A 16259-nucleotide genomic window follows, 5' to 3' on the forward strand; every position below is an offset into this window, starting at 1 on the left:
ATCGCAAGGTGAATCTTGCTCGAATTGATCAAAAAAAGATCTTTTTCAAGTCTTAAATAGTGGATTCCACTAGTATAGTTGTAAAACTACCATGAAAACACTTTTTAGGCGGGACTACACTGGGTGAAATCAGTTGATCAGAGCTGAGGAGCGCGCGTTGCACAGACGGCGTGTCAGCCAGGAACCAGGAGTAGAAAAATGTTGATTGGTGTCCCAAAAGAAATCAAAAACCACGAGTACCGCATCGGCCTGACCCCTGCGAGTGTCCGCGAGCTGATCAGCCACGGCCATGAAGTGATCGTGCAGAAAGACGGCGGTACTGCAATTGGCTTTGCCGACGAAATGTACGAGCACGCTGGTGCGCGCATCATTGAGACCGCGGAAGAGATCTTCGCCACTGCCGATATGATCGTCAAGGTAAAAGAGCCCCAGCCTCACGAATGCGAAATGCTGCGTCCAGGCCAGATCCTGTACACCTACCTGCACTTGGCCCCAGACCCCAAGCAGACCGAGCTGCTGGTCAAGTCCGGTGCGACCTGTATCGCCTACGAGACTGTCACCGACCGTTTCGGCGGCCTGCCGCTGCTGGCGCCGATGTCTGAAGTTGCCGGTCGTATGTCCGTTCAGTGTGGCGCGCACCACCTGGAAAAAGCTCAGGGTGGCCTGGGCGTTCTGCTCGGCGGTGTACCTGGTGTGGCACCGGCCAAAGTACTGATTATCGGTGGCGGTGTGGTTGGTACCAATGCTGCCAAGATGGCGCTGGGTATGGGTGCTGACGTCACCATTCTGGATCGCTCCCTGCCGCGTCTACGTCAGCTGGACGATATCTTCGGCGGCGCGGTGCGCACCGAGTACTCCACCAATGATGCGATCGAGCAACACGCGCTGGAAGCAGACCTGGTTGTCGGTGCTGTCCTGATCCCGGGCGCTGCTGCACCGAAGCTGCTGACCCGCGACATCATCAGCCGCATGAAGAAAGGTGCGGTGGTTGTGGATGTGGCCATTGACCAGGGTGGTTGTTTCGAGACCTCCAAGGCCACTACGCACGAAGAGCCGACTTACGTTGTGGATGGTGTTGTTCACTACTGTGTGGCCAACATGCCAGGCGGTGTCGCACGTACCTCTACCATGGCCCTGAACAATGCCACGTTGCCGTATGCCGTTGCGCTGGCCAACAAAGGTGCCAAGCAAGCACTGCTGGACGACGCCAACCTGCTGGAAGGCCTGAACGTTCACGCGGGCATGGTGACCTACGAAGCAGTGGCAGAAGTACTGGGTTACGAGTTTGTCGATCCGAAGCTGGCTCTGCAGAAGTCCGCAACGCCGGAAGGTGCCGCGGCCTGATCGAACGGATGTGGCTCCCGGCGGGAGCTGCAGATGGTTTTAGCAATGATGTGAGGTTTTGAAGCGCATCATTGAACGCGTAAGCAGCCGTGCCCAAAAGGTCAGCGGCTGTGGTTTTTCCTTGGGTGCACACTCACCCGATCTGTGAAACGGGGCTGCGCGGGCCATGGAGTTGGCCAGTAAATCCCCGAGTGGCGCAAGCCACGACGTCCTTGTTGGCCGCGCTTTGCGCGGCTTTTTTCTTTCAGGTCTATCCGTATCGCTGTTACGGCGTGGGCTTTCTCCCTCATTAAGCTAGAGGCGCGGCGCGCCCCTTGTTGGCAAAGTGATGCATCAGCAGATAGGCCAGGCCAATCATGAGGGGAATCGATGCGACGGCAAACCCGAGTCCCATGGTGGTATCTGTCTGGTTCGGCAGGAAGATAACCGTGAGCGCCAAACCAACTGAGAGGGCCGTCCAGACGATACCCGCGCGCAAGTCCTTTTGCGGGTGGCGTTCCAAAGTGTTCAGTTGGCTCACCAGCTCCGGGGTGAGTTCAGTGTTGCGCTCCATGGCCAGGCGAATGGTTTGCTGGGCTTCGGCGCGCGCCTTTTGCTTGAACTGCAGTAGTGCCCAGATGCTGAAACCAACCAGCAGGAAAAAGGCAAATGGGACCAGCAGTGCGAGGGTTCCTTCGTTCATGTCTTCGTTCTCCTTGTTTGTGCAGAAAGAATCAGGGGTTCTGTTTCTATAGATGCACTGAAAAGGCGAAACGGATGCAGGCGCTAGCGAAATTGTACGGGGTTTCTTTTCAGACGGCGGGAAACAGGCGGCTGAGGAGTACCGGCACAGCGGTTTCCACGCGAAGGATCCGACGTCCCAGGTGAACCGGACTGAAGCCTTGCGCCTGCAGTTTTTCGACTTCATAGGGGATAAAGCCACCCTCGGGTCCAATGGCGATTGTTACCGGTTCCCGGACATCAACCGGGCAGGGCGTAGGTGTACCGGGATGCGCGACGAGCTTGCGAGTGTCGGCGCAGATCTGCGGTAGTTCGTCTTCCACGAAGGGCTTGAAGCGTTTGCGCAATTCGATGCGGGGCATCACAGTGTCGACGGATTGTTCCAGGCCCAGCAGCGCCTGTTCGCGTAGCCGTTCTTCGTCAAGCCACGGGGTCTGCCAGAAGGATTTTTCGACCCGATAGGCGTTGACCAGGTAGAGTTCTTTGACGCCCATGGCCGTCGCATGCTGGATGATGCGCTTGAGCATTTTCGGGCGCGGCAGGGCCAGTACCAGCTTTAGCGGCAGGGCAGGGGGAGGCTCCTGGGTGAGGGTCAGGGAGAGCCTGACCTGCGGTTTATCGACAGCGACGACGCTGGCGGTACCGATGGCTCCATTGAGCAAACCGACCCTGAGTGAATCCCCCTCGGCTGCCCGGTGCACGGCCAGAATGTGATCTGCGCGGCGATCCTGCAGGGTGGCCAGCAAGGTACCCTCGGGGCCGGGAGAGCATTCATCTGGATGCAAAAGAATGAGGTTCAATGGACAGATTCCCGATTAGGGGGTGGTGACTGAAGGGGGCTATTATAGGCCCGCCGGCGGGAACTGGAATGCAGGGAGCCCGCGACATCGGCACATATTATGTGGAGTGGGATGGTTGCATGGAGTCCGGGACAATGGTTTCGAGTTGGAAACAGGTGTTCGCCGTCTTCAGGGATTTTCTCTGGCTGGGTTGTCGGAGTTTCGGTGGGCCACTGGCGCATATCGGTTACTTCCAGCGAGAATTTGTCCAGCGTCGGCAACAGTTGCCTGAACAGGAGTTCGCCGGTCTCGTCGCACTGTGTCACTTCTTGCCCGGCCCTTCCAGTTCTCAGTTGGGGATGGCGTTCGGATATCGACGCGCTGGCGTGGCGGGCTCAATCGCGGCGTTTCTCGGCTTCACTCTGCCGTCCGCCTTGTTGATGCTCGCTGCGGCCCTGTGGTTGTCGCGGGTTCCCGACAGCGCGTTGCTGTCTGGCGCATTACACGGACTGAAAGTGTTTGCCGTGGCGGTGGTGCTCGATGCGTTATGGCAAATGGGCCGCAAGTTGAGCCGAGGCCCGTTTTGTCTGGGGATCACGCTGGTGGTCGCGGCCGTCGTACTGTTGTGGCCTTCCGCCTGGACCCAGCTACTGGTTATTGCTGCGGCCGCGGTATTTGGCCTTGTCTTTTTGCGCGGCAGGGTCCCCCCCATCGGCGGGGAGGCGTCCCGCGATATCGCCCCTGCGCCGCGGCACCCGCTGATGCTGTTTGCCTTTTTCGGTTTGCTGGGGCTGTCACTGATGCCCTCGGCGACCGCTGCGGAAGAGCTGTTGCTCAGCTTTTATCAGGTGGGCTCGTTGGTCTTTGGTGGTGGACATGTGGTATTGCCACTTCTGGAGCAGCAACCCCTCGTGCAGCAATTGCCGACGGAGGACTTTCTACTGGGGTACAGCCTGGCCCAGGGGGTCCCGGGTCCGATGTTCTCGCTGGCCGGATTTCTGGGCGCGTTGATCGGGGAACAGAGTATGGGTGCTGTTCCCGGAAGTTTGTTGGCGTTGATCGGAATCTTCTTGCCCGGCTGGCTGTTGCTGTTGTCGATCATGCCGCATTGGGACAGGTTGCAGCGGAAGCCCGGTGCCGCCGGTGCGATTGCTGCCCTGGGGGCCGCTGCCGTTGGGTTGTTGCTGGCCGCGCTGATCAATCCCGTCTGGCCTTCTGCGATTCAGAATGTCGGCGATGGCCTGCTGTTGTTGACGTTTATTCTGGCATTGAAGTTGGCACGCCTGCCCATCGGCCTGATGGTCGTGCTGGCGGCAGGCTGCGGCGCATTGCTGGGATTGGTGGTGTAACGGTTCCGTGAGGTGGTCAGGACGCGGCGCGCCCGATCGCGATGGCACCCTTGCCGATGCCCTCAAAGGCCTTCACCTCGACCTGCTGGTCCCTTTCTTCCGTGGCAATCGTATTGGCGATGTATTGGGCCAGCCATTCCACTGTGGTGTCGCAGTCCAGCAGCTCGCAGCGTGACGCGGGGATCTCGAGGGTAAAATCGCCCTGGCGCGCACGGTAAGCAAAGCCGAGCTTATCCGCGTTGGTTGAGGTGAGGTCCTCGCGTGTGCCCAGATAGATGTCGGCCCAGCGTTTTGCCCAGCGCTGTTCCCACTCTGCACTGCGCGTACCGTTGATAAAAATCTGGATGCGCGAACGGTGGCCGTGGGCAATGCGCTGGCAATTCCCGTCGTGTTTCTTCAGGCCATGGCTGTAGTGATAGTACGCATCCTCGATGGGCTCGCAGGTAAATCGTAGTTGCAGCTGCTCGACGTGCGTGGGGAAGGATGTTGCCAGCTGGGTGACACTCCACGCAGCGACAGATCCCGCGTTGATCTCCTCCGCCTCAATCAGGGCAAACGCCTGGCGAGGGCCACTGACTGACAGCGTCTCGCCGTCTGCGAGCTGCCACGCCAGGGACAGGTTGTCTCCCTGGGCGTTGAGTTTCAGAAAAGGAGATCGGGTGGGTACCAGCAGTCGGTGGTCCAGCTCCTCATCCAGCCAGTGGCGCAGCGTCTTCTTAACAATGCCGAAGTCGCACACCATGCCTTGCTCGTCCAGCGCACCATCGAGTGCGGCATGCGCGAGCCAGGTCTCACCGACCAGGCCGCGCTGGTGATCGAGAAAACTGAAATCGATATTGATGAGGTTGTCGACAAACAGGTGCATGGAACTCTCTTGAACTGGCCATTTCCGGCGGCTTTTGGGGGCGCACAGTATACCTGCAAACTGGGGCTGGCACTCGCCGCAACGAATCTCTATAATCGCGGCCTCTTCGCTACTACACAGTAGTCGAAGGTTGCAGTGGCGGCCCTTCCGGTCCCCCCGCAATGAACAGCTGTGAACCCCGCCAGGCCCGGAAGGGAGCAACGGTAGCAGTGGTATCATGTGCCGGGGGTGTGCTGGTTGGGCTGCCTCCAATCCCCTCTATTTTCCCCGATTGCCTGATTTTGCGCCTCCATCTCTGGGAGAGAACCGCGCAGGTCTGCGACTGTCTGCCGGATCCACCGTTTCCAGATAATTGTTTAAATTACCGTGTATTTGGGGAATTTTGTGCCGATGTTCGCCCGGGTTCGGGTAACGCGCTTCCTGCTCGCGGGCCATATGCTATAAACGGCGACAGAGCAGTGCAGCACCCGTCTCGCTGCACTGTTGGCCCAAACCATAACAACGAGGGACACAATGAAAAAAGTCGCCCTGGCCGTGGCGCTGACCGCGGTAGTCGCTGGATGCGACAGCAAACCCCCTGAGCAGACTCAAGTTGATACATCGGGCAGTACCGCTGCTCCCGCTACCGCCGATGCCACACCCGGCGCGCAACCAACTGCTGCGGATGCGCAGGCCTTCCTTGAGCAGGCGCAATCCCAGCTGGAGAAAGTGGGGCAAGAGTCCGCGCATGCCGCCTGGCTGGCCCAGACGTATATCAATCTGGACTCCCAGTATGTTGAGGCGCTGGCTTCCGAACGTTTCAAGTCCCTGGCCATCGAGCTCGCCAATGAGGCAGCCAAATTCGATGACGTGACGCTGGACGATGACACCCGTCGCCAGCTGACCATGCTGAAGCAGGCGCTGACTCTGCCCGCGCCCAAGGATCCGGCACTGACTTCCGAGCTGGCTCAGATCGAGTCCAAGCTGCAGGCCATGTACGGCTCTGGCAAGTACTGTACCGGAGAAGGGGACAGTGAGAAGTGCTATTCCCTGACCGATATGACCAAGGTCTTCCAGGAGAGTCGCGACCCTGAAAAGCTCAAGGAGTTGTGGGTGGGATGGCGCGAAGTTGCCCCGCCCATGAAACCGCTGTATGAGCGAGAGGTTGAGATCGCCAACGCGGGTGCCCAGGAACTGGGTTATGACAACCTCAGTGTCATGTGGCGTTCCAAGTACGACATGGAACCCGATGCCTTCGCGGCAGATATGGATGCCCAATGGAACAAGGTGAAGCCCCTGTATAAGGCGCTGCATTGCCATGTGCGAGCGAAGCTCAATGAACATTATGGCGATGAAGTGGTGCCCCCGCAGGGCAAAATTCCGGCACACCTCCTCGGCAACATGTGGGCGCAAGAGTGGGGCAATATCTATGAACTCGTGAAAGACGACGACATGGAAGCCCCCTATGACCTGACCCAGCTGGTGGTTGACTCCGGCATGAGCGAAGAAGATATGGTCAAGGTTGGTGAAGAGTTTTTCACCTCTCTGGGCTTTAAACCTTTGCCGGAAACCTTCTGGGAACGTTCGCAGTTCACCAAGCCCCGTGATCGCGATGTGGAGTGTCACGCGAGCGCCTGGAATCTGGATGGGCAGGATGATATCCGTATCAAGATGTGTATCCAGAAGACCGCGGATGATTTCATTACCGTGCATCATGAACTGGGCCACAACTTCTACCAGCGCATCTATAACGACCAGCCGCTACTGTACAAAGAAGGTGCCAACGATGGCTTCCACGAGGCGGTCGGCGATACCATTGCTCTGTCCATTACGCCAAAGTATCTGAAAGAAATTGGTCTCATGGACGAAGTGCCGGACGAGAGCAAGGACATCGGCTACCTGATGCAGCAGGCGCTGGACAAGATTGCCTTCCTGCCCTTCGGCCTGCTGGTGGACAAGTGGCGCTGGCAAGTCTTCAACGGTGAGGTGCAGCCAGAAGACTACAACAAAGCTTGGTGGGATTTGCGCGAAGAGTACCAGGGTATCCAGGCCCCGGTAGACCGCTCTGAAGCCAACTTCGACCCGGGTGCCAAATATCATATTCCGGGCAATACCCCATATGCGCGCTACTTCCTGGCGCGTATCCAGCAGTTCCAGTTCCATCGCGCGCTGTGTGATGCAGCCGGTGAAACCGGTCCGCTACACCGTTGCTCCATTTACAAGAACGATGCGGCGGGTGAAAAACTCCGTGCCATGCTGGCCATGGGTGCGAGTAAACCCTGGCCGGATGCCATGGAGGCGATTACCGGCCAGCGCGAGCTGGATGCATCGGCAATCATTGATTACTTCCAGCCGTTGATGGCTTATCTGGAAGAGCAGAACAAGGATCGTGATTGCGGATGGGAAGACTGAGTGGTTAGCGCGGAACTCTTCCGATAACAAAAAGCCCTGCAGAATTGCAGGGCTTTTTCGTTGGGCGTGCGGAAATGGGGCCTAGCGATTATCAACAACCTGTACGGAGTCCATCACGTCGGCATATTGGCCGGTAATCACATTCATGTTGCGCAGCATAATGTCGGTGGTGCCGGTGATGACATGAATCTGCCGCTCTTCCGACATGGACATTTCTCCATCGAAACCGCGGCTCGCATAGCGCAGGTGGCCCTGAGTCTTGCGCAAGTTTCGGGTGATTTGTTCCGTGTTGTAAGGACTGTCCAGCAGGAAAGCGAGCATGTGCTCGAACTCAGCCAGATCCTCGTATAACACCTCTGTACCTCGTGCATCGGCCACGCCCCAGTACTGGGCGACATAGTTTTTGGCAATGCGCTGTGACAGCATGCGTTGCCGGCCTGATACATTGACCAGCTCTGCACTCTGGTGATTCGCCAGTTCCTGCAAGGCCATCACATAGCCATGCGCAGCGGGCAACAGCTCGTTACTGAGCTTGAATAATTCGCGCGCGTTTGCCTTGTCCACAGGCCGGCGTGCTACTTCGTTGAAACGAATCCACTGATACTGCACCTTCGCCAGCGTGTCACGAACCGGTGCCGCCTCTTCAAATGCGGCCAATTTATCCAGGTTGCGTCCAAATTCATCCAGGCTGCGGGAGAATACCTGCTGGTGGCGCTCTGCATATGGCTGAATACCCTGGAGGATATAGGTCTGGGTGATACGCTGGGACAGCATTCGCTGTCGGCCTGCCATATTGATCGCATCCCCCATAGAGAATGCCACTACATCTGCACTGAATAGCGAAGCCACTACCAGAAAAATTCTAAGCATATGTCAATCCTTTGAGTTAATCGGTTTCGTTGGACCAAAAAAATCCCGGCATCCGGCGTAGCGCCGAAGCCGGGATGATCTGGATCCTGGCTTCAGGCAGGGATCAGAAGGTAGTCTGCGCAGTCAGCCACAGCTTGCTGGTGTCCACGCTGAACTCGTCTGCCAGGTACTCGGCGTACTTCAGGCTCAGGCCAACACCGGCCACTTTGCCGCCCACGGAGAAACCGACTTCGCTACCCAGTTCGTCCATACCGGATACGGAAGGATCGTCAGAAGTCAGCTGGTGATAGGCGAGGGTGAACTTTACTGGGCCGGCGGAAGTGCCGGTGACGACATACAGGTCCTCAATGCCACCGGCAATGTTGCCAGTACCACCGCCGAGGAACTTGTCGCTCCAGCCCTGGAATTTGTGCAGGGTAGCCAGCGGCGTGGTGAATTGACCGTCAGCGCCATCTGCACCCAGGACCTCGTAGCCCACCTTGAAAGTAAACGCGCCGGCTTTCAGGCCGCCTTCGGTGAGCAGGTAATCCGCGGTGTAGCTTGCCGGGTTGTCACCGGCATCGCTCTGTGTGGCGTATTCAAAGGCGTAGTTGAACGCGTCCTTGGCGCCGGCAAAGCGCACTCCGAAAGTGTCGGAAGAGAACGCTGCGACATCGAGGTTGTCGATCAAGTAAGCATAGGTAGACAGGGTGCCTGCAGAAAAGCCGGTGTATTTGGCATTCAACAGATAAGTATCACTCTCGTTATCTCCACGAGGGTCATCTTCGCCAAAGATACGGTTCACGTTGTCTACGTGGGCGAGAAACAGAGTGGTATCGCTCAGACTGGTGTTGGTGACGGAAAAGCCATCGTAGGTTTGTTCATTCTGGCGGAAGCCGACACCGCCGACAAAACGCTGGTTGTCGAGCAGGATTCGCTGGCGACCATATTTAAAGGTAGTAGCGCCAGTGCTGTAGGCCAGGTAGGCCTGATTCACTTCGGTACCTTCCCAGTCTGCCACACCACCTTCATATTCGGTCAGGTGTGTAACGTCATCGACTTCGACCAACAGGCTGAGCCCGGCATACGGGGCAGACGTATAGGTCAGGCGGGTCTTGAGGCTGAGCAGGTCCGCGTCATCGGCACCATCGACCTCAACGGTTTCATGGCGAGAGCGCAGGCCCAGGGAAACTTCCCCCATCGACAGGGCTTCGCCAAATGAGGCTGCGGCTGGAGCAGCAGCTTCTGCGCTATCGTCCTGGGCCAGTGCGGGCGTACTGGCAAAGCTTGCGATGGTCAGCGCCAGCAGGCTGCGTTTGGTCGTCAGAAGGGATCCTTTCATGGTTTTTCTCCAAATTTAAATTTTTTAAGCAAACAACATCGTGTGGGAGATGCTTGATGCAGGGCTCCCCAAATTCCGTTTTTCGGCGCTTACTTCGGGTTAGGCGTTAAGCAGCGGCGTCGTCGATGGCCTTGGTCTTACCAGCAGTATCTGCCTTCGCCATCAAGGTCTCGGCAGCGCGCTTGGGCGAGGCGGCTGGTACATCAGGCTTGTCATGGCGTTCGTGCAGGAACTTCAGTACGGTCGCCCGGTACTGGTTGTAGAGACTGTCGCCGGCGAGCTCGAGACGATGGCGAGGACGCTCCAGATAGATATCGAGAATCTCACCGATGGTGGCGGAGGGGCCATTGGTCATCATGACGATGCGATCAGACAATAGGACCGCTTCATCTACATCATGGGTGATCATGATCACCGTATTGTTGAGCTCCGCCTGGATTTCCATCAGCGAATCCTGCATGTGCGCGCGGGTGAGCGCATCAAGTGCACCGAAGGGCTCGTCCATCAGCAGTACCTGCGGTTGCATGGAGAGTGCGCGGGCAATACCAACGCGCTGCTTCATGCCGCCGGATATTTCACCCGGACGTTTGTGCATCGCATGTTCCATATGCACCAGCTGCAGGTTGTGCTCGATCCACTCGCGCATTTCCTGCTTGGACTTGGTCTTTCCGAAAACCTGCTTGACCGCCAGTTCGACATTTTCGTAGGCCGTCAACCACGGCAACAGGGAATGGTTCTGAAAGACGACCGCGCGCTCCGGCCCCGGTTCGGTGACTTCCTTACCATTCAAGATGACACCGCCCTGTGTGGCCTGGTAAAGACCAGCGACCACATTCAGAACCGTAGACTTACCGCAACCGGAGTGGCCAATCAGGGAGACAAATTCCCCTTTCTTGATTTTCAGGTTGACGTCCTGCAAAGCAGTGAAGGGACCTTTGGGGGTCGGAAACTCCATACCCATGTGGCTAATATCGAGCAGTACACTCATTGGAATATCCTGTCTTATCTGGTGGCTGTCAGTGTTTTTCTGGTATTGGATTAATGCGTTGAAGCATTTTTGTCCCAGGAAACGAATCGCTGAATCTGCAGCATGCCGCGATCCAGCAGGAATCCGATAAACCCGATCACAATGACGGCCGCCATGATGCGAGCAAGCGAATCGGAACTACCGTTCTGAAATTCATCCCAGACGAATTTCCCCAGTCCCGGGTTTTGCGCAAGCATTTCTGCCGCAATCAATACCATCCAGGCAACGCCCAGTGATAAACGCATACCGGTGAAAATCATCGGTACAGAAGCGGGCAAAACGATTTTTTGCACATGCCGCAGTGCTGGCAGACGCAGCACTTTACTGACGTTAACAAGGTCACTGTCGATGGATGCAACGCCCACGGAGGTGTTGATCACCATTGGCCACAAACAGCACAGCGTGACGGTGATCATGGAGTTGAGGAAGGACTTAGCTACCAGGGGATCAGAACTGGTGTACAGGGCACTAACCACCATAGTGACCAGAGGCAGCCATGCCAGCGGCGAGACCGGCTTGAATACCTGAATGATCGGATTGATCGCACTGTTCAATGCCGCACTGAGACCGACGGCGATACCCAGGGGGATTGCGATCAGTGCTGCCAGCAGGAATCCACTCATGACCGTTACGAGGCTAGTGCCAATTTGGTCAATAAAGGTTTCTTTGCCGGTGTAATCGCGAATCTTGGGTACGTACGTCGGATCCTTCTCCATGCGCTTGGCATTGCGCTCATGCTGGCGTTCATAGAACGCCGCTTCCTTTTCCCGTGAGCGCTCATGTTCGTCATACAGGGCATTGAATTGCTCCCAGACCGCAGCGGGTCCGGGGAACTTGCCCAGCGAGGTATCGATATTACGTGCACTCACCGACCACAACAGCAGGAATACCAGGATGCCGACGAGAGGCAGCGCTACCAGGTTGACAGACTTGCTGAGCAGGTTGCCGTCGAACAGCGACAGTTTCCAGTTGCTGAATTTATTGGTGACCATGGTGATGGTTGTCATTGATCTCTACCTCACTTCCTCACTTCAATATTGGGTTCAGACGGCGTTATAGCTTTTCGCCAGACTTCAGGCCGATCGGGAATTTCTCGATGTACTCGTTCGGCTTCTGGCCGTTGTAGACAATGCCGTCGATAAAGTGAGTCTGGGGATCACGGAATCCGTCTTCAGTGGAAAAGTCCGGGAACTCTTCAGCGGATGCCAGGCCTTCCTCGATCAGGGACTTGGCTGCAGCTTCATAGATATCCGGGCGATAGACTTTTGCTGCCAGCTCCTTGTACCAATCATCACTCTTGTCTTCGGGAATCTGGCCCCAGCGGCGCATCTGGGTCAGGTACCAGATAGCATCGGAGTAGTAGGGGTAAGTCGCGTTGTAGCGGAAGAACACGTTGAAGTCGGGCACTTCACGTTTGTCACCTTTTTCATATTCGAAGGTGCCGGTCATACTGTTGGCGATAACATCGTAATCCGCACCGACATAGTTGGACTGCGAGAGAATCTCTACGGCGGCCGGGCGGTTTTCGTTGTCGTTCTCGTCCAGCCACTTGGCGGCGCGGATCAGCGCGCGGGTAATACGCACGGTAGTGTTCGGGTACTTTTCAGCAAACTCTTTGGTGATGCCGAATACTTTCTCCGGGTTGTCTTTCCAGATTTCGTAGTCAGTTACGACCGGTACGCCAATACCCTTGAAGACAGCCTGCTGGTTCCAGGGCTCGCCCACGCAGTAGCCATAAATAGTGCCGGCTTCGAGGGTGGCAGGCATTTGCGGTGGCGGGGTGACAGACAGCAAGGCATCTGCGCTGATCTGTCCAGAGATGTCACCCTTGTGCGGCGCGTAGAATCCAGGATGGATGCCACCAGCCGCCAACCAGTAACGCAACTCATAGTTGTGGGTGGAGACCGGGAATACCATACCCATGTTGAAAGGCTTGCCGTCAGCCTTGTACTTTTCAACAACTGGCTTGAGCGCGTCGGCCTTGATCGGATGCACCGGGCGGCCATCGTCCATCTTGGGGATGTTCGGCTTCATCTGTTCCCAGATGTCATTGGAAACGGTGATGCCGTTGCCGTTCAGGTCCATGGAGAAAGGCGTAATGATGTCGGCCTTGGTACCGAAGCCCATGGTCGCGGCGATTGGCTGGCCAGCGAGCATGTGCGCGCCGTCGAGACGGCCATCGATAACGCCATCGAGCAGAACTTTCCAGTTGGCCTGGGCTTCGATAGTGACGTAAAGGCCTTCATCTTCGAAGTAGCCATTTTCATAGGCGATAGCGATCGGCGCCATATCCGTGAGTTTGATAAAGCCAAACGTCAGCTCTTCTTTTTCGGGATATCCGAGTTCTTCTGCCTGGGCGGCAGTGCTGCCGAGACCCGCCAGCATGGCGAGTGACATGGCCGCAGCCTTGAGAGGGGTTGCCCATTTCATCAGAGAGTCTCTCCTGTTCCGTTTCGGTGAGTTGTCAAAATTCGCGCATAAAAAAAGGCGCTCATCGAGCTCCCGTCACCGGACGGAAGGTCAATGAGCGCCTTTGCTCAGGCTGCCCCAAAACGGGGGCAGTCGACTAATTGTTGTGCCCCTTTCGCTGCAGTACCTCGGAAACTGGGCTCTGCCACATCAATGCAGGGACTGTGCCAATTTAATTTTTCTGAAGGTCGCCCCGCGCTCGGCGCAACGCCGAGGGGCATTGCCGGTCTTATAGAATATCGACGTAAATCATTGTCCATACTGGCCTTTCGGGGAATGTGCACTGTGGGATGCAAGCGCAGTGGAAAGGCGTCGGGGACTCGATAGCGGACAGGAAATTGGGGCGCGTCTAAACGATGCGCGCCCTCGACTGGACTTTTTTACCGCGTTCCCGTCTCGCTGAGATTGCGCTCCCGTGGTGCGTCGACGAGCCGAATTGGCGCGCCGCGATGCTGGTTGATGGTGCGTTGCATGTATCGTGCGATTGGATGGTGCAATCCAAATCTGTGGTGCTGCGAGAGACTCGTATTGGCTGTGGCGATGTCATTTTACAAAGCGGGAAGGGCAGGGGTGCGCGTATTGGAGGCAGTGCGCCTGTTGATGGGCAGCGCAGTAGGCAAAAAAATGGCCCGCCAGCAAAGCTGACGGGCCATGTATAGGTTGTCCAGAATGGGCTCTAGAAGGTGTAGTTGATGGAAGCACCAATGAGCCAGGCTTCGATATTGGTGGTGCCGCCATCGAAGTAGGTGCGCAACGCTGTGCCTGGACCGACGAGACCATCGGTGGGCAAGATATTGCCCTCCAGAATCGTCTCGTCATCACCCCACAGATAGGCAATACCACCATCCACGGAGAGCTGCTTGTCGAATTCGTAAGTGCCGCCGAAGGTTACCCATTGACGATCGGTATCTGGAATAGATAGCGTGCGCCAAGTGATGGGCGAGCCGAATGCCTCTGATTCCTCGCGATTGAATCCGTCACGCGCAGCGCCTTGATCGTAGGCATAGCCAATACGCCAGGTGACTTCTTCACAGGGGTACCACTCACCACCAATACTGAAGCGGTAGCCGCTCTCAAAGTTTTCTTCTTTGATCAGCAGCGGATTGAAGGCTTCTCCCTGGCCGGGCACGAAGCCTTCCAGCCGCTCGAAGTCGTCCCAGTCGGTCCACATCAGGCCGAGCGCCAGGCCCCATTCCTGATTGAAGCGATGGTAGAAACCGAGCTCCAGGGTATCGGGTAAGTCGAGTGTCAGGTTTGCGGAATTCCTGCGGAACGGGAGGACATCCGATTTGATCGTGCCATCCAGTTTCGGATCGAACTCGGAGTGATAGGAAATCCCCAGACGCGTGGCATCGTTGATATTCCACAGGGCGCCAAGTACCCAGCCGACATCCCAATCATCCCCATCCAGATCGAGGATCCTCACCTCAGGTACCGCAATGCCCTGATCCGGCGGTGCACCCAGCGGTAAAACCAGCCCGCGCGGTGTTTTGCTTTTGAGCTCGGCATCCGCATACAGGAAGTTAACCGACAGGCCGATACTGAATTGCTCGTTGAACTTGTAGGCAACAGAAGGCGCAATATTCAGCGTCAGCAGACTGGTCTTGTCTGCGATATGCGTAACCAGCCAGTCGGGATCAAAATCTGTTTCCAGACCGTAGTCAGTGTACGCGGCCAGGCCGAAAGACCAGCACGGGTCAATCGGCACTGACAGATAAAAGTTTGGAATGAATGCATCACTCGCATAATCATTCGCACGGTCAAATTCAGTACCCAGGTCGGTGAATACTGGTCCCCCCGGCGTGAAGCTAATCAACTGGAAGTTGACATCGCCTGCCGCATCGATTTCCGGATTGACGTAGGTAACACCGGCGGAAAGGGTGATTTCATCAAACAGTGCGGAACCAGCCGGGTTACGGCCGAGGATTGCGGCGTTATCACCAATGGTGTTTTCTGCAGCGAAGGCTCGTCCGAGACCGGTCGGGCTCGTTTCCTGCAAGTAGAAGCCGGCGGCCGAGGCGCCGCTGGAGATAGCGCTGATCGCTGTTGCCAGTATTGCACGGCGCAAGAGGTGCTTTTTCATGAGATCCCACTCTTTAGTGTTTAATGCAATTTCGTCGCGCACCGGGCATCGCAATCCATGTGCGGAATATCGAGCGCGAATCTAAAGGCCCTTAGCCTGAAATTGATACAAAAGTTTCGAGCAGGAGGAGTCTAGCAGTGCCAATCGAGTCCCCTCGGGGAAACTCGCGACTTTGTAGAAAAACGGTGCCAAAAACGCATGGCATGACGTGACATTACTTATGTCTTCATCGTCAAAGGGAGGATTTTTTTGACACGGACCAGATTCAGTCTGTGTCTGCGGATAGTTTGGTTAAAGAAATCTGGTAGTTTTTGCCATCCTCTTCTGCCTGGGTCAGTTTGACCAGGGCATAGTCCAGTTCGGGGGCGAACCAGATCTTGGTTTCGCGCTTGTCGCCGCCATTGTGAATGCGCTCGACCCGGATGGTGTTGAGTTTACCGACGGGGGTATCCAGTTGCTCTTCGCCGGCAATTCGGAATTTGTAATCGCGGATTTTTCTGCCATCGGCCACCTGATAGCGGAGATCCTTTTTCCCGGCTGCAATATCCAGTGCCAGTTGTAACTGATAAGAGAGCTTGTCGTGCACTTTCTCTGGCGCGTTGTCGATGGTGCGGTCCGGACGCGTGAGATTGACGACCTTTTGCTGCTCTTGTTCGAAATTCAGTTTGGTTTCCCGCCCGCGCCCGAATCCGCCACGTTTGTAGGTGTAGTGGCGGGGCGTAATCTGCTCGCCATCCAGTGAGAACCTCGAGTATTCCTGAATACGCACGACCAGGGCATCACCTTTGAAATCGATACGCCAGTTGTTGCCCTCACCACTGAGTGTGCGCGTGGCGGTAATGTTCATCCCGGAATGGCGCGCCTGATAGGTGGCGGTAAACGGCTTGAGCTGCGGGGTAGGGGGTGATGCCTGTGCGGAAAGGCCCGCGCCAGTCAGGCAGGCTGCCAGCGCCAATGTCGTCAAAAGTTTGCGCAACACCTTGTCCCCCTGATGGAATTCCCTGGCAGCACGTGTGCTGAAAGATTCTAGCAGCACGGTGG

At 56.6% G+C, this 16259-nt stretch carries 13 protein-coding genes and 1 other RNA gene; 4 read left to right on the forward strand and 10 right to left on the reverse strand.

All coding sequences use genetic code 11. The features are described from left to right. Positions 1-198: 198 nt before the first annotated feature. Positions 199-1344, forward strand: coding sequence for an alanine dehydrogenase (gene ald / locus ACXAD0_RS08310; protein ID WP_475087907.1), 1146 nt, complete (start codon positions 199-201; stop codon positions 1342-1344). A 289-nt stretch (positions 1345-1633) separates the two neighbouring features. On the opposite strand, the gene ACXAD0_RS08315 is transcribed toward ald, so the two are convergent. Together ACXAD0_RS08315 and ACXAD0_RS08320 are read right to left on the reverse strand one after the other, a co-directional pair. After that, positions 1634-2026, reverse strand: coding sequence for a DUF6249 domain-containing protein (locus ACXAD0_RS08315; RefSeq protein WP_475087908.1), 393 nt, complete (start codon positions 2024-2026; stop codon positions 1634-1636). A 109-nt stretch (positions 2027-2135) separates the two neighbouring features. Continuing rightward, positions 2136-2864, reverse strand: a complete 729-nt coding sequence (locus tag ACXAD0_RS08320) for a 16S rRNA (uracil(1498)-N(3))-methyltransferase (protein ID WP_475087909.1) — start codon at positions 2862-2864, stop codon at positions 2136-2138. A 134-nt stretch (positions 2865-2998) separates the two neighbouring features. Here ACXAD0_RS08320 and chrA point away from each other — a divergent pair, with 134 nt between their 5' ends. Beyond that, on the forward strand, positions 2999-4192 hold the full coding sequence (gene chrA, locus ACXAD0_RS08325) for a chromate efflux transporter (protein ID WP_475087910.1): 1194 nt from the start codon (positions 2999-3001) through the stop codon (positions 4190-4192). Positions 4193-4208: 16 nt separating this feature from the next. Here chrA and ACXAD0_RS08330 read toward each other — a convergent pair whose 3' ends face one another. Continuing rightward, positions 4209-5057 (reverse strand): 6-carboxytetrahydropterin synthase, encoded by an 849-nt coding sequence (locus ACXAD0_RS08330; protein WP_475087911.1) that lies wholly within the window; start codon positions 5055-5057, stop codon positions 4209-4211. Between the two features lie 145 nt (positions 5058-5202). On the opposite strand from ACXAD0_RS08330, the gene ffs reads away from it, so the two are divergent. Both ffs and ACXAD0_RS08340 read left to right on the forward strand, forming a co-directional pair. Further along, positions 5203-5299, forward strand: an RNA gene (gene ffs, locus ACXAD0_RS08335) — signal recognition particle sRNA small type. Positions 5300-5570: 271 nt separating this feature from the next. Then, positions 5571-7448: a M2 family metallopeptidase gene (locus ACXAD0_RS08340; protein ID WP_475087912.1), complete on the forward strand. Its 1878-nt coding sequence runs from the start codon at positions 5571-5573 to the stop codon at positions 7446-7448. Between the two features lie 81 nt (positions 7449-7529). On the opposite strand, the gene ACXAD0_RS08345 is transcribed toward ACXAD0_RS08340, so the two are convergent. The 7 genes from ACXAD0_RS08345 to ACXAD0_RS08375 all read right to left on the reverse strand — a co-directional run bounded on the left by ACXAD0_RS08345 (position 7530) and on the right by ACXAD0_RS08375 (position 16254). Continuing rightward, positions 7530-8318, reverse strand: coding sequence for a type IV pili methyl-accepting chemotaxis transducer N-terminal domain-containing protein (locus ACXAD0_RS08345; protein ID WP_475087913.1), 789 nt, complete (start codon positions 8316-8318; stop codon positions 7530-7532). Between the two features lie 103 nt (positions 8319-8421). After that, positions 8422-9639 (reverse strand): alginate export family protein, encoded by a 1218-nt coding sequence (locus tag ACXAD0_RS08350; RefSeq protein ID WP_475087914.1) that lies wholly within the window; start codon positions 9637-9639, stop codon positions 8422-8424. A 106-nt stretch (positions 9640-9745) separates the two neighbouring features. Next, a complete protein-coding gene (locus ACXAD0_RS08355; RefSeq protein ID WP_475087915.1) occupies positions 9746-10627 on the reverse strand; it encodes an ABC transporter ATP-binding protein in 882 nt (293 codons plus the stop codon). A 50-nt stretch (positions 10628-10677) separates the two neighbouring features. Beyond that, positions 10678-11673 (reverse strand): ABC transporter permease, encoded by a 996-nt coding sequence (locus ACXAD0_RS08360; RefSeq protein WP_475087916.1) that lies wholly within the window; start codon positions 11671-11673, stop codon positions 10678-10680. Between the two features lie 46 nt (positions 11674-11719). Next, positions 11720-13063, reverse strand: a complete 1344-nt coding sequence (locus tag ACXAD0_RS08365) for a CmpA/NrtA family ABC transporter substrate-binding protein (protein WP_475090345.1) — start codon at positions 13061-13063, stop codon at positions 11720-11722. A 748-nt stretch (positions 13064-13811) separates the two neighbouring features. Continuing rightward, positions 13812-15218: an OmpP1/FadL family transporter gene (locus tag ACXAD0_RS08370; protein ID WP_475087918.1), complete on the reverse strand. Its 1407-nt coding sequence runs from the start codon at positions 15216-15218 to the stop codon at positions 13812-13814. Positions 15219-15483: 265 nt separating this feature from the next. Further along, the gene (locus ACXAD0_RS08375; protein ID WP_475087919.1) at positions 15484-16254 is read right to left on the reverse strand and encodes a DUF3108 domain-containing protein; all 771 of its coding nucleotides are present in this window, start codon (positions 16252-16254) and stop codon (positions 15484-15486) included. Between the last annotated feature and the right edge of the window lie 5 nt (positions 16255-16259).

This window comes from Microbulbifer sp. ABF4_148 (genome assembly GCF_056158985.1).

Bases quoted from the DNA above. Each gene is read 5' to 3' on its own strand.
- ald (WP_475087907.1), top strand. From the start codon at position 199: ATGTTGATTGGTGTCCCAAAAGAAATCAAAAACCACGAGTACCGCATC.
- ACXAD0_RS08315 (WP_475087908.1), bottom strand. From the start codon at position 2,026: ATGAACGAAGGAACCCTCGCACTGCTGGTCCCATTTGCCTTTTTCCTG.
- chrA (WP_475087910.1), top strand. From the start codon at position 2,999: ATGGTTTCGAGTTGGAAACAGGTGTTCGCCGTCTTCAGGGATTTTCTC.
- ACXAD0_RS08330 (WP_475087911.1), bottom strand. From the start codon at position 5,057: ATGCACCTGTTTGTCGACAACCTCATCAATATCGATTTCAGTTTTCTC.
- ACXAD0_RS08340 (WP_475087912.1), top strand. From the start codon at position 5,571: ATGAAAAAAGTCGCCCTGGCCGTGGCGCTGACCGCGGTAGTCGCTGGA.
- ACXAD0_RS08345 (WP_475087913.1), bottom strand. From the start codon at position 8,318: ATGCTTAGAATTTTTCTGGTAGTGGCTTCGCTATTCAGTGCAGATGTA.
- ACXAD0_RS08350 (WP_475087914.1), bottom strand. From the start codon at position 9,639: ATGAAAGGATCCCTTCTGACGACCAAACGCAGCCTGCTGGCGCTGACC.
- ACXAD0_RS08355 (WP_475087915.1), bottom strand. From the start codon at position 10,627: ATGAGTGTACTGCTCGATATTAGCCACATGGGTATGGAGTTTCCGACC.
- ACXAD0_RS08360 (WP_475087916.1), bottom strand. From the start codon at position 11,673: ATGACAACCATCACCATGGTCACCAATAAATTCAGCAACTGGAAACTG.
- ACXAD0_RS08365 (WP_475090345.1), bottom strand. From the start codon at position 13,063: ATGTCACTCGCCATGCTGGCGGGTCTCGGCAGCACTGCCGCCCAGGCA.
- ACXAD0_RS08370 (WP_475087918.1), bottom strand. From the start codon at position 15,218: ATGAAAAAGCACCTCTTGCGCCGTGCAATACTGGCAACAGCGATCAGC.